The 21,671-nt window shown below is 35.9% G+C and carries 18 protein-coding genes; 9 read left to right on the top strand and 9 right to left on the bottom strand.

The genetic code is table 11. The annotated features are described in order from the left end of the window. Position 1 precedes the first annotated feature (1 nt). The 4 genes from aroA to prfC form a co-directional block, all read right to left on the bottom strand. Positions 2-1,282 (bottom strand): 3-phosphoshikimate 1-carboxyvinyltransferase, encoded by a 1,281-nt coding sequence (gene aroA / locus A9G11_RS09550; RefSeq protein WP_141674400.1) that lies wholly within the window; start codon positions 1,280-1,282, stop codon positions 2-4. A gap of 29 nt (positions 1,283-1,311) precedes the next feature. Beyond that, the gene (locus A9G11_RS09555; RefSeq protein WP_065619379.1) at positions 1,312-2,184 is read right to left on the bottom strand and encodes a helix-turn-helix domain-containing protein; all 873 of its coding nucleotides are present in this window, start codon (positions 2,182-2,184) and stop codon (positions 1,312-1,314) included. Positions 2,185-2,283: 99 nt separating this feature from the next. Next, on the bottom strand, positions 2,284-5,163 hold the full coding sequence (gene ptrA / locus A9G11_RS09560) for a pitrilysin (RefSeq protein ID WP_065619380.1): 2,880 nt from the start codon (positions 5,161-5,163) through the stop codon (positions 2,284-2,286). A 332-nt stretch (positions 5,164-5,495) separates the two neighbouring features. Beyond that, the gene (prfC, locus tag A9G11_RS09565; protein ID WP_065619381.1) at positions 5,496-7,088 is read right to left on the bottom strand and encodes a peptide chain release factor 3; all 1,593 of its coding nucleotides are present in this window, start codon (positions 7,086-7,088) and stop codon (positions 5,496-5,498) included. A 207-nt stretch (positions 7,089-7,295) separates the two neighbouring features. On the opposite strand from prfC, the gene ilvY reads away from it, so the two are divergent. Together ilvY and A9G11_RS09575 are read left to right on the top strand one after the other, a co-directional pair. Then, on the top strand, positions 7,296-8,210 hold the full coding sequence (ilvY, locus tag A9G11_RS09570; RefSeq protein ID WP_065619382.1) for an HTH-type transcriptional activator IlvY: 915 nt from the start codon (positions 7,296-7,298) through the stop codon (positions 8,208-8,210). A 116-nt stretch (positions 8,211-8,326) separates the two neighbouring features. Beyond that, positions 8,327-10,420 carry a 3-hydroxybutyrate oligomer hydrolase family protein gene (locus A9G11_RS09575; RefSeq protein ID WP_065619383.1) on the top strand — a complete coding sequence of 698 codons (2,094 nt, stop codon included), beginning with the start codon at positions 8,327-8,329 and terminating at the stop codon, positions 10,418-10,420. Between the two features lie 86 nt (positions 10,421-10,506). On the opposite strand, the gene A9G11_RS09580 is transcribed toward A9G11_RS09575, so the two are convergent. From A9G11_RS09580 to fsa, 3 genes are all read right to left on the bottom strand, one after another. After that, positions 10,507-11,094, bottom strand: coding sequence for an acyl carrier protein phosphodiesterase (locus tag A9G11_RS09580; protein ID WP_065619384.1), 588 nt, complete (start codon positions 11,092-11,094; stop codon positions 10,507-10,509). Between the two features lie 16 nt (positions 11,095-11,110). Further along, the gene (locus tag A9G11_RS09585) at positions 11,111-11,899 is read right to left on the bottom strand and encodes a siderophore-interacting protein (RefSeq protein ID WP_065619385.1); all 789 of its coding nucleotides are present in this window, start codon (positions 11,897-11,899) and stop codon (positions 11,111-11,113) included. A 145-nt stretch (positions 11,900-12,044) separates the two neighbouring features. Then, on the bottom strand, positions 12,045-12,707 hold the full coding sequence (fsa, locus tag A9G11_RS09590) for a fructose-6-phosphate aldolase (protein WP_065619386.1): 663 nt from the start codon (positions 12,705-12,707) through the stop codon (positions 12,045-12,047). A 269-nt stretch (positions 12,708-12,976) separates the two neighbouring features. Between fsa and A9G11_RS09595 the strand changes: the two genes are divergently transcribed. Beyond that, a complete protein-coding gene (locus A9G11_RS09595) occupies positions 12,977-13,837 on the top strand; it encodes an AraC family transcriptional regulator (RefSeq protein WP_065619387.1) in 861 nt (286 codons plus the stop codon). Between the two features lie 37 nt (positions 13,838-13,874). Here the strand turns inward: A9G11_RS09595 and A9G11_RS09600 are convergent, their stop codons facing one another. Continuing rightward, complete coding sequence (locus A9G11_RS09600; protein ID WP_065619388.1) at positions 13,875-14,612, bottom strand: LysR family transcriptional regulator; 738 nt, start codon at positions 14,610-14,612, stop codon at positions 13,875-13,877. A gap of 109 nt (positions 14,613-14,721) precedes the next feature. Between A9G11_RS09600 and A9G11_RS09605 the strand changes: the two genes are divergently transcribed. The 6 genes from A9G11_RS09605 (at position 14,722) to A9G11_RS09630 (ending at position 20,932) form a co-directional block, all read left to right on the top strand. Then, positions 14,722-15,246, top strand: coding sequence for a DUF4865 family protein (locus tag A9G11_RS09605; RefSeq protein WP_065619389.1), 525 nt, complete (start codon positions 14,722-14,724; stop codon positions 15,244-15,246). 189 nt (positions 15,247-15,435) lie between these two features. After that, positions 15,436-15,930, top strand: coding sequence for a MarR family winged helix-turn-helix transcriptional regulator (locus tag A9G11_RS09610; protein WP_065619390.1), 495 nt, complete (start codon positions 15,436-15,438; stop codon positions 15,928-15,930). 18 nt (positions 15,931-15,948) lie between these two features. After that, positions 15,949-16,944 carry a secretion protein HlyD gene (gene hlyD, locus A9G11_RS09615; protein ID WP_065619391.1) on the top strand — a complete coding sequence of 332 codons (996 nt, stop codon included), beginning with the start codon at positions 15,949-15,951 and terminating at the stop codon, positions 16,942-16,944. Between the two features lie 10 nt (positions 16,945-16,954). Further along, positions 16,955-18,685, top strand: coding sequence for an ATP-binding cassette domain-containing protein (locus tag A9G11_RS09620; RefSeq protein WP_065619392.1), 1,731 nt, complete (start codon positions 16,955-16,957; stop codon positions 18,683-18,685). Further along, positions 18,682-19,800 (top strand): ABC transporter permease, encoded by a 1,119-nt coding sequence (locus A9G11_RS09625; RefSeq protein ID WP_065619393.1) that lies wholly within the window; start codon positions 18,682-18,684, stop codon positions 19,798-19,800. Before A9G11_RS09620 ends, A9G11_RS09625 begins: the two co-directional genes overlap by 4 nt. A 16-nt stretch (positions 19,801-19,816) precedes the next feature. After that, positions 19,817-20,932 (top strand): ABC transporter permease, encoded by a 1,116-nt coding sequence (locus tag A9G11_RS09630; RefSeq protein ID WP_065619394.1) that lies wholly within the window; start codon positions 19,817-19,819, stop codon positions 20,930-20,932. Positions 20,933-21,151: 219 nt separating this feature from the next. Here A9G11_RS09630 and A9G11_RS09635 read toward each other — a convergent pair whose 3' ends face one another. Beyond that, positions 21,152-21,589, bottom strand: coding sequence for a hypothetical protein (locus tag A9G11_RS09635; protein ID WP_065619395.1), 438 nt, complete (start codon positions 21,587-21,589; stop codon positions 21,152-21,154). Positions 21,590-21,671 lie beyond the last annotated feature (82 nt).

Below are 21,671 nucleotides of genomic sequence, written 5' to 3' on the forward strand. Positions count from 1 at the left end.
GTTACTCTTCACTTAAACGTTTAAATTGTTGGAAATAATCAGGAAAGGTTTTCATAGTACATTTAGGATCTAATATTGTGACAGGTGTATCGGATAATGCAACCAATGAAAAACACATAGCAATACGATGATCGTTATAAGTCTTAATTTCAGCATGCGTCAGCTTAGCGGGTGGCACAATAGTGATATAATCTTGCCCTTCATCAACCGTTGCACCAACTTTGCGTAGTTCAGTCGCCATTGCCGATAAACGATCAGTTTCTTTAACTCGCCAATTATAGATATTTCGGATTGTTGTTGATCCTTTAGCAAATAAAGCAGTGGTTGCTATTGTCATTGCTGCATCAGGGATATGATTCATATCCATATCAATACCGTTGAGTTCACATCGAGTACACTCGATATAATCATCAGCCCAAGTAATGTTAGCACCCATTTTTTCCAATACATGTGCAAATTGAGTATCACCTTGAAGGCTTTTTTTACCAATTCCGGTCACCCGCACTGTACCACCTTTAATGGCTGCTGCAGCTAAGAAATAAGAAGCTGATGAAGCATCACCTTCTACCAAATAATGGATTGGTGATTGATAGCTTTGTTGAGCTTTAATCACAAAATTTTGGTAATTATGGTTAACTACTGTTACACCAAAAATAGCCATCATTTTAATGGTGATATCAATGTAGGGTTTAGAGACTAAATCACCGATAATGCTGATCTCAGTATCTTTCGGTGCTAAAGGAGAAGCCATTAATAAAGCGGTTAAAAATTGACTGGAAACTGATCCATTAACCTCAATTTTACCACCGACAAATCCACCCTGAATATGCAAAGGAGGATAACCTTCATTTTCGAGGTAATCAATCTTAGCTCCACCTTGACGAAGCGCATCCACCAAATGCCCAATTGGGCGCTCTTTCATTCGGGGTTCACCGGTTAACACTATATTATTGTGACCAAGACATAAAGCAGCTGCAAGTGGGCGCATAGCTGTACCAGCATTACCCAAAAATAACTCTAATGCTTGGGGAGTTTGTAATATTCCCCCTTGCCCTTCAATGTCACAAATCGTTCTGTCATGGGATAATTGATATTTGACCCCTAATGCAGCTAGAGCATCGAGCATATAACGTACATCATCACTATCGAGGAGATTAGTTAACCGAGTCTTTCCTTTACTGAGTGCTGATAGTAATAATGCGCGGTTAGAGACACTTTTAGAGCCGGGTAAATTAATCGTGCCATTAAATCGTTTTATGGGTTGTAATGTTAAGGATAACATGATAACTCTCTTTAATATTTTTAGATTCTTTAAAATTTTTCTAATGTTGCTTTTAACAAATCAATTGCTTGATGATCTTTAGCACTATTTTGCCATAATTTATCAAATAAATGACGATAACGTTTAATTGCATCATTAGAAGAAGTAATTGACGCAATACCTGTTGTAACATTAGGTAGCTCACCTAATCGAAACGGACTCATTGCCAATGAGATTGGTTGTTCATCACGATAAAAAATTTGGAACGTTATGGACGGTATAGCTTCTTGGGTAATAGCAATAGTTGGAGCAAAAGATTGCTGTTCTATTAATTCGATTAGGTGATAAACCTCTTTGCGTGCCAGTAACATTCTTTCTGATTTTTTACCCGGTGAAATAGTCAAATTACCTACTAAACCAATATGCAAAAAACGTTCGACATTACGTAAGCTAATCAGATTGATAATCTTTGGTACTGATTGGTAAAACTGATTTTTGCGCTCTTTGAGAATAGATAACGTGACAGCATAATTAGGTTTCGCTTGTAATTCTGTTGATTCATCTAGCATTAAGGCTAAATGGTTCAAATAATCAGGTGAGGTTAATAAAAAAGAGAAGGGATCAAAATGCGAATAGATATGTGTCGATTGCTCTTCCAATTGACGCATACGTTCAAAAAAACCTTCACCACTTGAGTAATATTCGGTATCAATACCTAGTAAACTGGCAAGAGAAGTATCTAATAAAGAAGCTAATCTTTCCAAAGTCTCAATTTTGACAATTTCACCTTTTTCTAAGCGATAAACCGCCGCCCTTGAAATTTTCAAATTTTCAGCCACATCTTCAGCACGTAAAGATGCAGCAATACGATAAGCCCGTAAACGCTGTCCTATAGCACAATAATCAATCGATCCTGTTATCATAATCTACTCAATTTATTCAGTTTTTGGCAGTGTATCACAAGGTGATAGCAATGCCAATTTTTGGCAAGAAGTTTCAGGTCAGGCATACGTTTTAGTATATTATTTTAATAAAACATCTTGTAATGCTGAGGCATTTTCAAATTCAGTATATTCAGTGATCGATTCTACTTGTTTTCCACCCTCTGAGGTTTTACCTAAAACTTGAGAAGCAAGCACTAATCCTTTTTGTTCCATGACTGAATGTTTATAAAAATCAATCAAATCTTGCTGGGTAATTTTTTTCAGTTGAGCTATTTTCTTGTCACGTGAATCAAAAGCAAAACGCGATACAGTATAGTCTAACAGATATCGTGCTAACTCTTCATCCAATGTCTGCGGAGGCATAGTGAGTTCGTCATGCATGGCTTTTTTATACTGTTCAATATCTTTTTTGGTTAAGGCTTCTAATTTACTTAACATAGTAGGATAAAATTGTTGATAACGTTTTAATAAATAAGCCGGATCGTATTGATTGCTTTGAATAATAAAACTTATGCCTGTTGATTTACCAATTGTTACAGGTACAGCAAATACAGCATAGCCGAGTTGTTCATTGGTACGCAATTGATCAAAAAACCAAGGTGATATGATTTTGTAAAGCGTATAACTCAATATCCGACTTGAAATTTCATCATAATTCGTAGGAATATAGCTCATTATCAAGGCATTATCGGTGCTTTTAGCTTGTTGAGTAATTTTGGCGGTTAATGCGTTTTTAATTATAAGATCCTTATTTGGCTTAAATTCAGCACTTCGTTTCAATGTCTTTTGAATAGAATGGTAAAGATCCAATGAATTCTCATTGGACAAATTACCCAAACTAAGCATATAAGGTACCGAATTAGTTAACAAATCATCGCGATAAGCCAATATATCACTCATATTGATTTGTGCTGTAACTTGTCGTCTTAGATCTCGTTCAAAATAGTGAGGTAATTCAGACAATGCATTGACCGGCTTAATGGCTAACAAATAGCTATTAGCATGATCGGCCGCATCAAGTTTTTGTAAGTACCAAGACTTAGCTAAAGCCAAACTTTGTTCATCAAGGGTGAGTTGGCGATAACTATCAAGTATTTTGGTTATCATTTCCGGCAAATGTTGATTAAAACCGCTGGCAGTGATCATCAAACCATTATCACTACTGGTCGATAATGATATACCAGCAACACTAGCTTGAAATTGTAACTGAGCTAAATTACGACTAACTAAATAGTCAAGTAAATCAAACGCCACTTTTGATTTGGCGTCAATAAACGCCTGATTATTTCTTAATGATACAACAATAGCTGCTTTAGGCTCTTTGTTAAAATATTGGCTAACAAAGTGTAAATGGTTACCGCGTGGACTAAACTCCGCTGGTTGAGATTGACTACTATTTTGGCTGATGATTGAAAAGTCATCCGGAATATAAGGATTTAACTCAGGTAAAGTAAATGAATAACTTTTACCTAGATTCGTCCAATTTGCTTTTTGCGAAGTGGTAATATTGTCAACCTTGTAAGGAGCATCGACAAAATAAGCTGTTTTATTAGTAACTTGATCCGGAGAGATCACCCAAATTCTGGCATTATCAGGCGTCAAACTTTTAATTCGCGCGGTAATAGCGGCTTGATCAAAATGAGTAGCAACATAATCAGAATTTAAAATATTTTGTAACGGATAGAACAGCAACTGATCTGACAACCACTCCACGTAGGACATATCTCGTTCAATCTCTTCATACTTAAACTCTAATGCTAAAACTTTTTTCAACTCTTGATAATAAGTATCAGAAATGCCCTCTTTTTGAATGAGTTGTAAATAATTAAAGATTGCTCCTATTACTTTATCTTTTTGCGCAAGCCCTTCATCGGTTAAATTGACATTAATACTAAAAATACCACTGTTACCATAACGAATTGGATCATTTGTGGCATTAATCCCTTCAATCAAACCTTGTTTTTGGAGCTGATCAAATAGTGTATTTTGGCTTCGGTTACTGATTAAATAAGCGATATATTCATCACTTTTATCGGCAAACTTAGCTATATTATTGGCTATTGGAAATTGTAACAGCAGTAATTTTTTCGGTTGTGCCGGTACCATTGAAATCTGTTTAGCTAAACAGTCTGGGGTTACCGCCGTTTTATCGAGTTGAGGAACATTGATATTTTTATTTGGTATTTGTCCAAATGCGGTTTCAGCTAATTTGATCAGTTTATTCATGGCTTGATGACTGTAAATCACTCCTACCATGATATTGGAAGAGTAATAATCTTGATGAAACTTGACTAACGCATCTTGTAATTTACTGGTAGATTTATCACTTAAAGTTTGTAAATTCCCCCCCGAAAACTGTGACGCGGGGTGTTTTTGATTAATTGTTTCAGAATCGATCTGACCAATTCGAAAACCGTCATTCGATCTTGCCATAGTCAATTCAGCATTTACGGCATTACGTTCTTTATCGGCAAATTGTGGATCTAAAATAGGTTCGGCTATGGCATTAGCTAAATAGTCTAACGCTGTATCAAGCGCACTATTCTCAACCTCGAAATAAAATGCAGTTCTATTTGCACTGGTACTAGCATTATAACTGCCGGCATGACGATTTAAGAAAAGAGAAAAACTCGCTGGTTCAGGGTATTTTTTCGATCCCATTAAGACCATATGTTCAGTATAGTGAGCTAATCCTTGTTGATCATTAGGATCTTGCAAAGAACCAACCGGAAGAGCCAGTGAAGCAAGTGATTTCACTGCTTTTGGATCGGAAACCAATAATACTCGCATTTTATTAGCCAGTTCAATCACTTGATATTGACGGGTATCACGATCACTTTGTTGTACTTTTTCAAGTAAAACTGGACGAGTAAGCTTATTTTCACTGGCAAAAGATGAGTTAAAAGTAAGTAATGCTAATATTGTAAAAACAATAATGCTAATGTTTATTTTATTCATACGATTTTCTTCTAGTAAATAATGTCATTATATTCTGAATTTCATAAATAAAGGAGTGAAAAAAACAATACCGGTGATAGATTGTTTTTAGTAGAAAACCCTCTACCATAAAGTATATTTTTAGACTTAAAACCACTTAAATAAGAGCTGAAAAGACTCAAAGCTACAAGAACAAAAGTAATACACAACAAGAATAAGTTCCGTTTAAGCGCTTGTCAAAAGTTTATTGTGATAATTGGTAAAAATTAGATTTGATAGATAAATTAAAGAGCTAGCAACCTAGCTCTATCCATTTATCATCTCGGTTGCCTTATAAAATAAGACATGAAAGATTAATGTTCGCGAGTTTTTCTGAATTCAACATCTGGATAACGTTCTTGAGTTAAATTCAAATTCACCATGCTCGGTGCGATATAAGAAAGATTATCACCGCCATCTAGTGCCAAATTTTGCTCACACTTGCGTTTAAACTCTTCAAGTTTTTTCGCATCATGACACTCAACCCAACGGGCTGTAGTAACATTTACAGGTTCATAAATTGCTTCGACGTTATATTCTGATTTTAATCGAGCTACCACAACATCAAATTGTAATACCCCAACAGCTCCCACAATTAAATCATTATTACTAATTGGACGAAACACTTGTACTGCACCCTCTTCTGAAAGCTGAACAAGGCCTTTTAATAGCTGTTTTTGTTTAAGCGGATCTTTTAAGCGAATTCGGCGGAATAACTCAGGTGCAAAGTTAGGAATACCGGTAAACTTCAGATCTTCACCTTGCGTAAAAGTATCACCAATTTGAATCGTACCGTGGTTATGTAAGCCAATGATATCGCCAGCATAAGCTTCTTCAACTTGTTCGCGATCCCCGGCCATAAACGTTAATGCATCAGAAATGTTCACATCTTTAGCAATACGTACATGCCGTAATTTCATCCCTTTTTCATACTGACCCGATACAATTCGCAAAAAAGCAACTCGGTCACGATGTTTAGGATCCATATTGGCTTGAATTTTGAAAACAAAACCAGTGAATTTATCTTCGCTCGCTTTAACTTCTCTTTTATCAGTTTGGCGCGGTTGAGGTGTTGGCGCCCAAGCAGTTAAGCCATCAAGCATATGATCGACACCAAAATTACCTAATGCCGTTCCAAAAAAGACAGGGGTGAGATCACCAGATAAAAAAGCGTCTAAATCAAACTCATTTGATGCACCTTGCACCAACTCAAGTTCATCGCGTAGTTGTTGGGCTAAATCATCGCCCACGGCATTATCTAACTCAGGATTGGTCAATCCTTTGATAATACGCACTTCTTGAATAGTATGACCTTGACCAGATTGATACAAATATGTCTCGTCTTTCACTAAATGATAGACACCTTTAAATAACTTACCACAACCGATCGGCCAAGTAATGGGAGCGCACATGATATTAAGTTCATTTTCTACTTCATCAAGTAGCTCCATAGGATCGCGAATATCACGGTCTAGCTTATTCATAAAGGTTAAAATTGGTGTATTACGCAAGCGAGTAACTTCCATTAACTTGCGAGTTCGATCTTCAACCCCTTTGGCTGCATCAATTACCATTAAACAGCTGTCTACTGCTGTTAAAGTTCGATAAGTATCTTCCGAAAAGTCTTCATGTCCCGGCGTATCTAATAGATTGACTAAACAATCGTTATAAGGAAATTGCATTACTGAGGTGGTAATTGAGATACCGCGCTGTTTTTCCATTTCCATCCAATCTGACTTAGCATGTTGTGCATTAGCTCCTCGTCCTTTTACGGTACCCGCCGTTTGGATCGCATGTCCAAATAATAATACTTTTTCAGTAATGGTTGTTTTACCTGCATCGGGGTGAGAAATTATCGCAAATGTGCGACGCGCGTTGACTTCATCTAAATAAGCTTGTTCTGTCATAAAATTAACTGTTTTTATCTACCTAAAAATAATCGCGTATTCTAGCAGGTATCATTTTATATTGCCATTTATGTTGTTACTTAGACTATTTACCTTATTTGTTTATCTATGCATAATACTTAACCTTAATATTAAAAAAACATCTTCGTTGTTATTGACAAGATGTTTCAGGTTAAACTAACGTTTTAGTATAAAACGGAACTTGCTATGAATATTCGTGATCTAAAATTGTACTTACATTTATGCGAAACTTGTCATTTTGGTATGACTGCTGATGCCATGCATGTTAGCCCTTCAACATTATCCAGACAAATACAGCGCCTTGAAGAACATTTTGGTCACCCACTTTTTATTCGTGATAATCGGCAAGTTCAAATCACGCAAGCTGGCGAAAAAGTAAAACGTTTTGCATTGCAAGTGGTTAGCCTGCATCAACAATTGCGACAAGATATTGATAAATCAGATCAGCAGTTAGTTGGCGAACTTAAACTTTTCTGCTCTGTTACTGCGGCCTATAGCCATTTACCTGATATTTTAGATCGGTTTCGGATCAAATATCCTTTAGTTGAAATCAAACTCTCAACCGGTGATGCAGCTGACGCTGTTGAAAAAACCCAATCTAATGAGGCAGATTTGGCTATTGCCGGTCGACCTAAACAACTGCCTGCTGGTGTGGAGTTTTTGAAATTAGGTGAAATTGAAATGGTATTACTGATACCAAAATTAAACAGTTCATTTAGTGATAAATTACACCAGAAAAAACCAGATTGGCACAATATTCCCTTTATTTTACCTGAGCATGGACCGAGTCGGCATCGTATTGATTTATGGTTTAAACAACAAAAAATCACTAGTCCCAAAATTTATGCTACAGTGGCCGGTCATGAAGCCATAGTCTCTATGGTGGCTTTGGGGTGTGGCGTGGCTTTACTGCCTAAAGTCGTCATGGAAAATAGCCCTGAGAGGATCAGAGAGCGAATTACAGAATGGTCAACTAATTTAATGCAACCTTTTGATGTCGGCATTTGTGTACAAAAAAGACGTTTATCTGAAAAAATTATTGCAGCATTTTGGACAGTTGCCAATCTGAATTTACCAAATAGCCAAATAAATGAAATATAATGTATAATCTGCATACAAAAATACCCCTTAACCTATATGATAGTAAGCATAATGCCAGCTATTTTATATTTTTTTAAATTAAAGTTAGATGATAAAAAGAATAGGAAATAATTGCGATGAAAAAAAAGAAGAGCATAAAACTAAAAACATTAGCTTCCTTACTACTTTTCACTACTGTTGTAGTGCCATGCTCATTGCATGCTGCCAAACCAAACAATCGCATAAATATAAATCGTACCAATATCAATTTAATTCATCAACCCGATTGGCTAACCATTGAAAGCTCCAATTATTACGAAGGTGATAAAGATGATTTAGTTACTGCTGGTTTAGGTTTTACCAAGCTATCTGGCAATGCCTTTGCATCTTCTTTTGCCTATCCATCGCAACCAACTTTACAAGAATTAAGACAAGCTAAACTAAACCGTTTCATTAATGTGAAAAATGGTGAGGGTTTAATGTTTGGTTTTAAGCGCCAAACCTTAACACCAATGTTTGACGGCAGAGTGCCGGGTACCGAAATTTTAGCAACTTATGATGATGACAATGTTACTGTAGGGTTGTTATTACAAATTCCGCTTGATTTCGATAAAAATAAACCTTGCATTGTTGCGATACCGGCAAGCGATTCTGACGGACTATTCAATGCTAGCGATGTACAAATTCGCGGTTTATGGGGATTAAAACACAATTGTGCAGTGATTTATAATGATAAAGGCGCGGGTAACGGGATTTATGATCTTACCTATAGACGAGGATATGGTATCAATGGTAAAAGCCAAAAAAGCAATTTACTTTTTGTACCTAAACTTAATGACATTGCTCAATATAACCAAAAATATCCTAATCGTTATGCAGTAAAACAGTTACACTCCAGACAGAATTCCGAACAACGTTGGGGTGAATTTGTTTTGAAATCGATTGAGTTTGCTTTTTATGAACTCAATGTTAAATTCTCCCCTTCTCAGGAAGTGTTTTTTAATAAAGATAATACACTCGTTTTAGTTTATGGCGCTAACGATGGTGGTGGTGCTGCATTAAAAGCTGGTGAACTGGATAAAGATAATATCATAAAAGGTATTGTGGCAGTTAATCCTCAGATACAACCTGTTTTACCCAAAAAGCCAGTAACTATTAAATATGGTACAAATACTGAAAAGAAAATTGAATCTAAATCTATCGCTGATTATAGCGCCTATGCATCGTTATATATTCCTTGCGCTGTACCGGCAATTGTAGCCAATAATGCTGACAGCTATGTCCCTTTTGCCGATAAATATAGATATTCGCAAAATCGCTGCGACGCATTAAAAAAAGCAAAATTATTAACTGATGGAACACCAGAAGAAGCGTTACAAAAATTACATCAATATGGCTGGACTACTGATATGGATATCCAACTCCCTTATTTCTATTACAAAGAAACAGTCAGTTTGCCCTATCAATATATAAGTGCTTATGGACGCTTTGATGTTAGTGAAAATATGTGTAATTATTCTGTTGCCAGCACACAGCAAGATCCTATTTACTATATTGGCAAAGTAGCGCCATTAACAAAGGTTAACTTTGAACAACTTTGGGGACTGGCTAATAGTCATTTACCTTTGTGGCTAGGTGACGATGCGACAGTGTTAGATCTGGTTAATAATGATGACCTTAACTCACCAAAACGCGATTTCTATTCAACTTCTCAACATAAAAACTCGATTGATTATAATACCAAAGGTGCGATCTGTTTATATAAAAAATTATCAGACTCACGCGTCCAAAAAGGACTAAATCAGGTCAAATCAACAGGTAATTTAAATAAAATTAAAACATATATTGTTCATGCACGTAATAATGTCAAACAGTTACCTGATTATACCTCTCGGGCTTATGTAGGATTGAATAGCCAAGTAGAGGGAAAAGCAACCCAATTACGTTATATTGAAGTAGAAAATACCAGTTATTTAGACGGTAACTTTCCATTTGATAATCTCCTACTTCCGATTGATTTTTATGGTGAGGATGCCATTGAGTGGTTATGGGCCAACTTAACAAATCAAGCAACCTTGCCTGAAAGTCAGGTTGTTAGAGCTAAAGCCCGAGGTGATAAGATAGGTTCAGCGCCAGAAGTAACAGCTAAAAACTTAGTGCCAATATCACAAACACCTAAGCGTAATGATGTAATCAAGCAGGAAAACGGCAAAATTGCTATCCCTGAATAAATATGATTTAGTTCAATAACCGTCACGATTAACGAGTTAATCTATTACTGAGTTTAACTCGTTACTCTTTAGCAAAAAGCTCGATACTATTTATTTTTTATTGATGGCTGTACAGCTAAACACATATTAGGATAAAGGATAAAAAATTGTGATTCTAGTGCTGTATAGTGGTGTTGGATATCAACAATGGTCTCTTGTAATAGATAGAGTTTTGGTCGTCTTGTGGTCATTCCTCTTAATACTTTACCAACAAAATCAAGTGATGCATAATTTTCTAACCATTTCCCTTGCCACATAGCCTGCATAAAATGCTGATAATCTGTAGGATAAGAAGCAATATAAGGTTGAATTTGTTGCTGTGTTCTTAAATTAAATTCTGCCACATTACCTGTGATACCAAAATCACGCCAATATTTAGATAAGAAATGATCCCAGACAATATCTAAAGCAATAGGTGCCACACGTCGATGCGTTGTTCGAAATAGTAATTTAGCTTGTTTAACTTCTGGCAAACTATCGGTCATGGTATCAATTTTACGATGTAACATAATACCATCGGCAATTGATTGCGGATAAGTAGTATAGGGATCGCCTTTTACAAAATCAGCAACCGTATTGCCAATTAAAGAACTGTTGGCTAAAGTGGCTAAATGCAAGTGTGCAAGAATATTCATGGTTTAGTAAGTTGCTTTATTCACGACGGCGAAACTCACCTTCAGCAAATCCTTCACGCCAGTAACTGATAATCTGCACAGCATCAGGAGATAATTGGGTATATTTATCTTTTATAGTATGGCGTAATTGCTGGGCTAAGGAACTTTCCATACCTCCCCAAAATAACAAGTCGTCATAAGAGGTTAAATCAGCAGCCATAACGGCATCAATTAATTGATTTGGTTTGTTTTGATCGCGAATCAACCAATTTACTTGGCTATCATCCTGCTTAACTAATGGCATAATGTCAGACGGATAATTAACCTCAATAAAAGCATATACTTTCTGATTTTTCGGTAAATGCTCCAGAGTATAACAAATGCTAGGCACTGCCGAAATATCGCCCATTAAAATAACTGGTTTCCCAGAAAATGTTACTTTACCAACCGTACCAACAATACCAACTTGATCGCCCGGTTTTGCGTGCTGAGCCCAAAGCGTTGCCAATCCTTTAGGGTGAACAGCAAAATCAATCAATAGCTGATTAGTCGTCTCGTCATAACCTCGAATACTGTAGCTACGCGCAAGTCTTCGTATTGTTTCATTAACAACGATCTTATTATTTTCATCCAATTGTGGAAAAGTAATCGTGCCAGTTACAGGATCGGTAAATAACAATTTTAAATGAGGACAAATCCATAAAGGATTGACAGTCAGATGCTTATCGCTATGAAAATAGATTCGAATAAAACTCTGCGAGATCCTCTCAACTTTTAATACCGTCAACAGTGCATTTACAATAGCTCTCTTCGGTGATTCAGGCATGATTGATATCCTCATATTTCGTTTTAACTAGCTTGATTATCATACAACAAAACCAATAAATGTTTTCATTTTTTATGATAACCAAACTAATATTACCAGACTGGTTAATCGTGATATGAAGATAATAATTAACGTTTTATTGTGTTCAATACGTTAATGATCCAAAAGCACTACACCAATCTTGATCAAACTTGGTGATTGCGGCATCGACAGCAGGATCTGAAATAAACAGCTCTGCCACATCAACCGGTAAAGTAATCCCTTTACATCCAGCTAACATACAGTTGAGTGCTTGTCTTGGGGTTTTAAAACTTGCAGCTAACACCATAGATTCAGGGCAATGTAGATCTAATAAATTTTGTAACTCCTGCACGGTTTCTTTACTGTTACCCCCTTGTGCATCAATTCGATTAACATAAGGAGCAATATATTTAGCACCCGCTAGCGCACCTAAAAAGCCTTGACCCGCACCGTAAACCGCCGTGCCTAATGTTGGTACCCCTTGTTTGCTCAACTCTTTAATGGCAATTAACCCTTCGGCATTAACCGGAATTTTAGTCACTAAATTAGGGACAACTTTTCTTAATTGCTCTGATTCTTTTATCATCTGTTTAGCGTCGCTGGAAAGGACTTGAGCAAATAATAATTTGTCTGCACCTAAAATATCTTGAAGTTCAGCAAGTAATGAGAAAATTGGCTTACCCGATTTAGCCACTATACTTGGATTAGTTGTAACACCACTAATGGGTAATACTGCTGCTAAACGTTTAATGGCTGCAATATCAGCGGTATCTAGATATAATTCCATAGTTAACTCCTAATGGATGAATATTTTAAAAATGAATTGATTTATGATCTACATAGTAAAAAATATTTAAGAATTAACCTAGAAGACAATTTTGCCATTTACTGGATTTTTGTACGCTTCCTTAATAAATGTGAGATAGATCACATAATTAAATTTTCTTGGTCATTTTTCTTCAAAATCATGACAATGAGTGAATTGCATCACCACTTATTGTAAGTATATAATTCCAACCAATAAGCAATTATTTCACTTATAATCAATAAAATATCATGAAGATAGCCATAAATAAGATATTAACTGAACTGGTCAATCATCAAAAAAAAATTAACCATATTTATTTCGCTAATCATCATTCGCATGCTCCTTTGCATGCTTATCAGGTTGATTTTCCTAGGATAGAAATCATATTAGAAGGAGAACAGCAAATACAGTGGGCCGAGAGTAATGGCGAAGTCGTGCAACAAAATCTATATCGTGATGATTTATTATATATTACACCTAACAGTTGGAATAAACCTTTGTGGCAAAAGCCAGTTACTTCGTTAAGTATTTTATTTGGTAAACAGCAAATCGGTTTGAGTTTATTACATTGGGATGGCTCGCAATTAATCCCTTATGGACAAATTAATGCGCCACGACGAGGACCAAGAGTTGGCACATTTATTATTCAAGCCTTATCCGAATTGACTTGGCATAATCAACCTAACCAACAAAGTCAAACAGCACTGTATCTGATACTAAGTTTACTCAGTAATACACTTGATTTAATTAACGTAAAAGTTGAAACCGCCTCTAAAACCACTAGTTTATTTGCAGCCATTCGACAGTATATTGATACTCATTTTCGTGAAGATGTGACCCGCGATTTTTTAGCCAATATGTTCTATATTTCTCCTAACTATTTATCACACCTATTTCAACGTGAAGGCAATATAGGGCTAAATGAATATTTGAATCAAATTCGCTTAGAATATGCCAAATCACTGCTGAAAAATTATGATTTAAATGTTAAAGAGATTGCCCTTGCCTCCGGTTTTAAGGACAGCAATTACTTTTGTCGGGTTTTCCGCAAGCAAACGGAACGTACGCCAACTGAATACCGACGACAATATCACAGTAAATTGTCATAATCATAGTAATAAGTCACTTTAAAACCGTTTTAATTTACTAACTGATTCTATGTCGATAATGATAATAATCAATGTGATAACAATTATCATCGACCGCTTTATAATGATCACTCACCATAAACAACGGTAATAAAGCGATTCCCTGACTTTGTTCGACTAAATTCAATAACATACTTAGCGAATCAACCGTAATGATGTTAGCTGCATCACCATATAATCTTAAAGTTAAAGCTCTTAAAGGACAATCCTCATCATGATTAATCAATATAGGCAACTGCTTCGGCGTTTTTGCTGATCGACTTTGTAACAATGAGACAGGTAACGCCAGCGTTTGTATCAAATAATAATCGGGATGATTAAGTTGAGTAAAACAGATCACTTCATCATAACTTCGTTGATTAATAATATTATTCATTTCACTGGTTCTTTTGATAGTAATATCAGCAGATTCAATGGTATATTTTGCACTCTCAATGACAATAAATTGGAATAGCAGTTCAGAGATCAGTAAAGTTGGACGCAAGCATTTAAATGATTGTTGTAGTTCAGCAAATTTATTTAACGTCTGACAGGCAAAAGTATAAAATTGCTCACCTTTTTCTGTAGGTTTAATTCCAACAAAGCTACGTATAACCAGCGTGGTTTTCAATTCCTGTTCCATTTTTTTTAGGTGTGCCGTCACATTGGATTGCGTATACCCTAAAATGTTGGCGGTTTTATTTAAACTTTTCACTTCATAAATCGTTTTAAAAATTTTTAATCCTTTAAAATCCATTTTGCCTTATTCCTTATCACTATTTTTGATACCCCAATCATAAATTAGAATTATTCAAACCTCAATTAAATGCCTAGAATAAATCAACTTAATCAATGAGGAATACAATATGCAAGCAATGCAATATAAGATTAACTTACCTGCCGATTATGATATGCAAATCATAAAAAATCGGATTAAACAAAATGGTTACAAAACGGATCGTTTTGAAGATCTGTTATTTAAAGCCTATCTCATCTCAGAAAAAGATAACGATAATCTAGCTAATAGTTATTGCCCACTTTATGTTTGGCGTCAAACTACCGGTATGACTAAATTTATCTTTGATGGTTATTTTGACAATATTATTGATTCTTTTGGCTGGCAAAATATTAATATAGGCGTTACATCTAACGTTGAACTGAGTGAATCTTTTTCGCAAAGTAGATATGTTTTAGCTCAGGAAGTAAATATTCCTACACAAGTACCATTAAAAGATTTTTGTTTCAAAAATGTGCAATATCCAGATGAATTAGCAAACGTGGTTATCTATAATCCAGACAAATGGCAATATGTTACTTTTACTTTCTTTAAAGAAAGACCAACCACTACCAAGCATAATTTGTATACAGTACTACACCTTTCATTGGGATAAATCATTACCCTGAAAATTATTATTAACAAGCAATTACAGTGACTTAGAATCAAACCATATTACATTAAAAAATAAGGGGCTAGCAAATCCAGAACATAATCTTATTTTAAATAAAGCAAAAAAATTTAATTGTCAAAATAGTTTCATATGATATAGTTACAAATGAAACTATTTTTTAAGGTGTTGTTTATGGCTATTGAAATTACAACGGTGGAAAAGATCATTAATAAATTTCAGTCCAAAGGATTTTCTGCCAAATATGATGAAATCTATTTAACCCGTTTATTGCAGTTCAGCACAGAAACTTTACTCGAAAATCTAAATGAAATCTATAAACAACACCAACTAGATGACAAACTATTTGCGGTGCTATTAGTCGTTCAATGGCACAACCCTCAAGGCGTAAAACCGTCACAAATCAGTGAATTGACTAACTTTTCCCGAGTACAAATCACCCGCTTTGTGGATGCTTTAGTTGCTAATAATTTAGTTACACGTAAACAAGTCCCTAGTGATCGCCGTTCTCATTGGTTAGTTTTAACAGATAAAGGAAGTGATTTTTTTCAAAAACAAATGCCACCTATCGAAAAAAAAATTGTTGCTGCATGGCAAGTTATTACGGCAGAAGAACGCCAACAATTACGATCGATTTTACACAAACTTTTAAAACACATTGCCCAATAATTCCTAGCGAGAACACTAATGAAAACGAAGAAGAAATCTATCATAATAATTGCATTAGTGGTGATTGTGGCAATCAGCTACACTGTGTGGTTAGTTTGCAAAAGCACACCGCCACTAATATTGTATGGTAATGTTGACATTCGCACCGTCAATAGCAGTTTTCGCGTGACTGGACGCTTATTGCAATTAAATAATGAAGAAGGTGATCAAATTAAACAAGGTGATCTGTTAGCAAAACTTGATGACAAGCCTTATCAGATCGCTTTAGCACAAGCGAAGGCAAATTTAATGGTGCAGCAAGCTCAGCTTGACCTTGTCACCACCGGGTACCGTAAAGAGGAAGTAGCTCAAGCAGCAGCCCAAGTTTCACAATATCAAGCAACTTATGATTATGCCGAAAGTAACTATCAACGCATGGTAAAATTAATTAAAACGTCCTCAATATCCAAAGATCAACTGGATAACAGTTTAACTTTACGTAACCAAGCTAAGGCTAACTTGCAAACTGCCAAGCAAAAACTTGATCAATTAACCAATGGCTACCGTAAAGAAGAGATCGAATCAGCTCAAGCCTCAGTTGCTATGGCTAAAACACAGTTAGAGCAAGCCGAACTTAATTTAGCTGATACCGAACTTTATGCCCCGTCAAATGGCACCATTTTAACGCGCGCGATTGAACCTGGAACTATGTTGACCTCTGGTACACCTGTTTACGCGATCTCTTTAGATCGCCCTGTTTGGGTTCGTGCTTACATTGATGAGGTCAACTTAGCTCAAGCTATTCCTGGCAAAGAGGTTTATATTTATACTGACGGGCGACCAGATCAAGCTTATATTGGTAAAATTGGTTTTGTCTCGCCGACTGCTGAATTTACCCCTAAAACCGTTGAAACACCGGTTTTACGAACAGACCTTGTTTATCGATTACGCATTCAGATTAATGCAACAGGCTCCGGACAAGCCGACGAACTTTTGCGACAAGGAATGCCAGTAACGATTAAATTTACAAAATAATGGTAATTGTATGCAAGCTTGTAATCAAATTGTTTTACAACATGTCGAAAAGCAGTTTGTACAAAAAAAACAATCACCAACAACTGCAATTAAACAATTATCCATAACGATTTCAAGTCAAGGGGTAACGGGATTAGTTGGACCTGACGGAGCCGGTAAAACTACCTTACTACGTATGCTTGCCGGACTCCTTTCGCCAACACAAGGGAAAATCACGGTAGCTGGATTAAATCCGACTGAAGAGAGATCGCAATTACGTGCCATTTTAGGTTATATGCCACAAAAATTCGGTCTTTATGAAGATCTCACCGTAATAGAAAATCTTAATTTATTTGCTGACTTACGTGGTATATCCCAAAACGACCGTAAACCGCTATTTGCTAAATTACTCAAATTTACCGATCTTACCCGTTTTACCGATCGTCTATCTGGCAACTTATCCGGCGGTATGAAACAAAAATTAGGACTTGCCTGTACTTTGCTGGGTGATCCGCAAATATTACTACTTGATGAACCGGGGGTTGGAGTAGATCCTATTTCACGGCAGGAATTATGGAACATGGTACACCAACTGGCTAAGCAAGGGATGCTGATTATCTGGAGTACTTCTTACCTTGATGAGGCTGAACAGTGCCAAAATATCTTACTCCTCAATCAAGGACAACTCATTTATCAAGGCGATCCCTCATTACTTAACCAACAAGTAGCCAAACGAGTTTATTTACTCTCTTCGCCTTATCCACATCGCCAGTTATTACAAGCTGCACTAAAATTACCCCAAGTGAGCGACGGCGTTATAGAAGGCGATAATATTCGATTAATCTTAAAACCGGAACAAACCATTGAGCAGGTGATCACCAAATTGCCTACTACCGACATTACTTTTATAGCAACACAAGGGCGTTTTGAAGATGCCTTTATCGATCTACTAGGTGGTATTGAAAATAAACAATCAATATTAACCAAAATCATGCCTAACGTTATAAACACCTCCAACGATATTGTCATTGAAGCGAAAGATCTGACTCGGACTTTCGGCCGTTTTATAGCCACTGATCATGTTAATTTTGCCATTAAACGCGGAGAAATATTCGGTTTACTAGGTCCAAATGGAGCCGGTAAATCAACTACCTTTAAAATGATGTGCGGTTTGCTACCTATCAGTTCTGGTCAAGCGCTTGTACTGGGATTAGATCTCAAAAAAAGTGCCACTCATGTGCGCCAGCGTATTGGTTATATGGCACAACGTTTTTCGCTGTACGATAAATTAACTGTTCAGCAAAATTTAGCTTTCTTTTCTGGTATTTATGGTCTAATGGGGCGTGAACAAACTGAACGCATCAATGAGATGATAACAGCTTTTAATTTTGAACCGATTTTAGAACAAACACCAGAATCCTTGCCTTTAGGATTTAAACAACGTCTGGCCTTAGCCTGTGCATTGATGCATAAACCTGAAATTGTTTTCCTCGATGAACCCACTTCAGGCGTCGATCCGATCACTCGGCGCGAATTTTGGATCCATATTAATAGTTTAGTTGAAAAAGGTGTCACGGTAATGGTGACGACTCATTTCATGGATGAAGCAGAGTATTGTGATCGTATTGCATTGATTAACCGAGGTAAAGTGATTGCCTTAGGTTCACCAAGTCAACTAAAACAACAAATCAATGCCAATGCCACAATGGAGCAAACTTTTATTAAATTAGTACTTGATTCACAACAGGAGGTAACTGCATGATATTTTCGTTGCCTCGCACAGTTACACTATGTAAAAAAGAGCTAAAACAAATTATTCGTGATCCAAGTAGCTGGCTCATTGCTGTAGTTATTCCTTTATTATTACTGTTCCTTTTTGGTTACGGTATTAGTTTGGATTCAAACAAAGTACGCATAGGTGTGTTAATTGAACAACAGAGCCAGTCAGCAAATGATTTTGTACAAGTATTAAATGGTTCACCCTATATTGAACCAATATTTGATAGCAATCGACAAAATTTATCAGCAAAATTAAGTAGTGGAGATATTCGAGGCATTGTCATCATTCCAGTAAATTTTGCCCAACAAATGCAAACTCAACAAGCCAAAATTCAACTGATAACTGACGGTAGCGAACCCAATACGGCCAATTTTGTGCAGGGTTATCTATCAGGAATTTGGCAGATTTGGTTGCAACAACAAGGCCAAAATCAGCTCATTCATCCAACTGCAAGCATTGATATAAATTCACATGTTTGGTTTAACTCAGCTGCGATTAGTAAAAACTTTATTCTGCCGGGCGCAATTACGATCATTATGACGGTTATTGGCTCAATTTTAACTTCTTTGGTCATTGCTCGGGAATGGGAGCGTGGCACAATGGAAGCATTACTCTCCACACCTATGACCAAACTTGAATTCATTCTTTCTAAACTAATCCCCTATTACTTATTAGGGTTAGTTGCCTTAGTTATCTGTTTTTTGGTAACAGTATTTATATTAAATGTACCGTTTCGAGGAAAGGTGACGCTATTATTCATTTTAAGTAGTCTATTTTTATTTGTGATTTTAGGATTAGGTTTACTTATTTCTACTATTGCACGTAATCAATTTAATGCTGCCATGATCGCCTTAAATGTCGCTTTTTTACCTACAGTCATGCTCTCAGGGTTTATTTTTGAAATTAGTAGTATGCCGGTAGTGATTCAGATTTTTACCTATATCATTCCAGCGCGTTACTATGTAAATATTTTACAAAACCTGTTTTTAGTCGGTGATGTTTTATCAATGTTGATTGTAAATACTGGTTTTTTACTGATGTTTATGTTGCTGTTATTTATCGCAATCCTTAAAAAAACCCGATTACAACTAGATTAAGGTAAGGCCGGAGACTATGTTAAATTTCATCAAAAATACTACTTATTACCGCACATTGACCTTAATCAAAAAGGAGTTGGCGCTATTATGGCAAGATAAACAGACTCGAATTATTTTAATCATGCCGGTTTTACTACAAATTTTTATCTTTCCTTTTGCAGCAACGCTTGACGTTACTAATGCAACTATTGCAGTATTCAGACCAAATATTGATGAACCAAGTACCGAACTGATTCATCGTCTCTCGCATGCTAATAGTTTTTCAAAAGTACTAGTATTAGACTCACAGTTAGCCATTAACGATACCATTAATCATCAAAGAGCCTTATTAGTCGTGCAATTTCCGGATGATTTTTCGCGTAAATTACTCAATGGGCAATCGCCCCAAATACAGGTTATTTTAGACGGTCGTAAGTCTAACAGTGCGCAAATTGCGGCCAATTATGTTCAACAAATTATTATGCAGTATCAGCAACAACGCCTAGATCAGACTAATAATGGTTTAATTGTACGTCATCGATTTAATAGTAATTTAGATTATAAATATTTTATTTTGCCGTCCTTAGTTGCATTAATTACCACCATTGGTGTAATGATTGTTACCTCATTATCTGTTGCCCGTGAGCGTGAACAAGGCACGCTTGACCAATTACGCATTTCGCCCTTAGCAACTTGGCAAATTTTTATTGGCAAAGCTATGCCGGCGATTATTGTTGCCACCTTACAAGGTAGTGCTATACTTATTGCCAGTATCTTCATTTATCAAATTCCATTTCAAGGCTCTTTGTTATACTACTATCTTTGCATCATGAGTTATGGCTTATCATTAGTAGGATTTGGATTATTTATTTCGGCACTCTGTTCAACCCAACAACAGGCATTTATTGGTATTATCACCTTTATGGTACCTGCCATTTTATTATCGGGATTTATAGCACCAATCGAAAATATGCCCTTATTTTTACGTTATATAACTGAACTCAATCCGGTTCGTCACTTTATTGAACTCAGCAAACAGATTTATCTGAAAGATGTTAGTTTTACGGTTATTTGGTCTAGTTTAGGTAAACTGTATGCCATTACAATTTTAATGGGTAGTATTAGTTATTATTTATTTAAAAAATATATATGATACGCTATGTTACTGTCATATTTATATTAAAACGTATAGTTAACCTGAAACTTCTTGACAAGATAAATTTAATCTGCTCTCAATTTTTCCCGGCATAAAAATTTCGCCCTGTTACGCTACGCTTCACCGGACGAAATTTTTAGAGAAGTCCGCAAATAAACTTAACTTCAATTGCCAATAGATACTTGTTTAAGTACCATTACACTAACATAAACCCTTTTACTCACTAAGTGGCAAATTTAAATTCTCATCTAACCCTTTTTCTGGAAAGGTGATTTGTCGAGTTTTCTTGCAGGTAACTTTATTAGTACTATTCATTATTTGTTCCGCTTGTAATAACTCATTTAATTGCGTGGTATACCAAGCTTTATAATTAGCTAGATCTACTTGCCAATTTCCTTTAATTTCATAACCATAAGATTGTTTTAACAACTGTGTAGCGTAACGTTTTTCTAACACCAAAATAGGCAATCCTGCTCTAAGCACCATTAAATTATCAAGTTTTTTATAACGATAACCACACACTTTAACGCCAAGTTTTAATTCAGTTATTGCCAAATATAACGATACTCCAAATAACTGTGCAAATACTCCTTCGCGAAAGAAGTAAATACTATCACAACACTGGCTCTGTTTTAATTTCTGCTCTATATTCATAACTGATCCAATCTGTTTAATTTATTCGTTCGGTATTATTTTACTCACCTATAACCAATACCCTTAAGTTAACTCAAATACT

Source organism: Gilliamella sp. wkB108, assembly GCF_001690195.1.
Lineage (GTDB): Bacteria > Pseudomonadota > Gammaproteobacteria > Enterobacterales > Orbaceae > Gilliamella > Gilliamella apicola_L.

Excerpts from the sequence above, each read along its gene's own strand:
- aroA (WP_141674400.1), bottom strand. The coding sequence starts at position 1,282 with ATGTTATCCTTAACATTACAACCCATAAAACGATTTAATGGCACGATT.
- A9G11_RS09555 (WP_065619379.1), bottom strand. The coding sequence starts at position 2,184 with ATGATAACAGGATCGATTGATTATTGTGCTATAGGACAGCGTTTACGG.
- ptrA (WP_065619380.1), bottom strand. The coding sequence starts at position 5,163 with ATGAATAAAATAAACATTAGCATTATTGTTTTTACAATATTAGCATTA.
- prfC (WP_065619381.1), bottom strand. The coding sequence starts at position 7,088 with ATGACAGAACAAGCTTATTTAGATGAAGTCAACGCGCGTCGCACATTT.
- ilvY (WP_065619382.1), top strand. The coding sequence starts at position 7,296 with ATGAATATTCGTGATCTAAAATTGTACTTACATTTATGCGAAACTTGT.
- A9G11_RS09575 (WP_065619383.1), top strand. The coding sequence starts at position 8,327 with ATGAAAAAAAAGAAGAGCATAAAACTAAAAACATTAGCTTCCTTACTA.
- A9G11_RS09580 (WP_065619384.1), bottom strand. The coding sequence starts at position 11,094 with ATGAATATTCTTGCACACTTGCATTTAGCCACTTTAGCCAACAGTTCT.
- A9G11_RS09585 (WP_065619385.1), bottom strand. The coding sequence starts at position 11,899 with ATGCCTGAATCACCGAAGAGAGCTATTGTAAATGCACTGTTGACGGTA.
- fsa (WP_065619386.1), bottom strand. The coding sequence starts at position 12,707 with ATGGAATTATATCTAGATACCGCTGATATTGCAGCCATTAAACGTTTA.
- A9G11_RS09595 (WP_065619387.1), top strand. The coding sequence starts at position 12,977 with ATGAAGATAGCCATAAATAAGATATTAACTGAACTGGTCAATCATCAA.
- A9G11_RS09600 (WP_065619388.1), bottom strand. The coding sequence starts at position 14,612 with ATGGATTTTAAAGGATTAAAAATTTTTAAAACGATTTATGAAGTGAAA.
- A9G11_RS09605 (WP_065619389.1), top strand. The coding sequence starts at position 14,722 with ATGCAAGCAATGCAATATAAGATTAACTTACCTGCCGATTATGATATG.
- A9G11_RS09610 (WP_065619390.1), top strand. The coding sequence starts at position 15,436 with ATGGCTATTGAAATTACAACGGTGGAAAAGATCATTAATAAATTTCAG.
- hlyD (WP_065619391.1), top strand. The coding sequence starts at position 15,949 with ATGAAAACGAAGAAGAAATCTATCATAATAATTGCATTAGTGGTGATT.
- A9G11_RS09620 (WP_065619392.1), top strand. The coding sequence starts at position 16,955 with ATGCAAGCTTGTAATCAAATTGTTTTACAACATGTCGAAAAGCAGTTT.
- A9G11_RS09625 (WP_065619393.1), top strand. The coding sequence starts at position 18,682 with ATGATATTTTCGTTGCCTCGCACAGTTACACTATGTAAAAAAGAGCTA.
- A9G11_RS09630 (WP_065619394.1), top strand. The coding sequence starts at position 19,817 with ATGTTAAATTTCATCAAAAATACTACTTATTACCGCACATTGACCTTA.
- A9G11_RS09635 (WP_065619395.1), bottom strand. The coding sequence starts at position 21,589 with ATGAATATAGAGCAGAAATTAAAACAGAGCCAGTGTTGTGATAGTATT.